Raw genomic sequence first — 834 nt, forward strand, 5'->3', positions numbered from 1 at the left:
CAGGGGCTCCGCGCCGAAGAGGTAGCCGAGCGCCATCCGGGCGGGATGGCGGACCGCTGCCTCGCCGCCGGGCAGCGGCGCCGTGCCGAACCGGCCGAGGCGGCGGTATCCGGTGAGGTCCGCGAGGAGGATCTCGCCGCCCCACAGGGTGCCGTCGTCCCCGAGGCCGAGCCCGTCGTACGCCACTCCGACGAACGGGCCGCGCAGCCCGTGCTCGGCGGCGCAGCCGGCCACGTGGGCGTGGTGGTGCTGCACCGCGATGCGGCGGCCGGCGGGGAACCGCCCGGCCCACTGCGTGGACAGGTAGCGGGGGTGGAGATCGTGCGCGACGGTCTCGGGCGTGATCCCGGTGAGCCGTCCCAGGTGCGCGTACGAGGCCAGGTAGGCGTCCAGGGTGCCCGCGTCGGCGAGGTCGCCGGTGTGCGGGCCGGTGTGGGCGCGCGCGCCCTCGGCGAGGGTGAAGGTGTGCTTCTGCTGGGCCCCCGCGGCGACCAGCGGCCCCGGTGCGGGCACGGGCAGCGGCAGGGGTGCGGGGGCGAGCCCGCGGGCGCGGCGGACCGTGAGTGTCGTACGGCCCGCCACCCGTACGACGGAGTCGTCGTAGCGGGCGCGTATCGGCCGGTCGTGGGTGAGGAAGCCGTCCGCGACGGACGCGAGAGCGGCGCGTGCCCCGGTGTCGTCGATGGCGATGGGCTCGTCGGCGAGGTTTCCGCTGGTGACGACGAGCGGCCGGCCCACGTCGTGCAGCAGCAGGTGGTGCAGGCCGGTCGTCGGCAGGAACAGGCCGATCCGGTCGGTGCCGGGGTGCACGCCGGGGGCGACGGGGCGGTGAGC

The 834-nt window shown here is 77.0% G+C and carries 1 protein-coding gene; it reads right to left on the reverse strand.

The window, feature by feature from the left end; all coding sequences use genetic code 11:
- The coding region (locus GUY61_RS38695) for a Sua5/YciO/YrdC/YwlC family protein (protein WP_166634949.1) at positions 1-834 on the reverse strand (834 nt) is incomplete at both ends.

Source organism: Streptomyces sp. GC420 (assembly GCF_009916105.1).
In the GTDB taxonomy this organism is placed as follows: domain Bacteria; phylum Actinomycetota; class Actinomycetes; order Streptomycetales; family Streptomycetaceae; genus Streptomyces.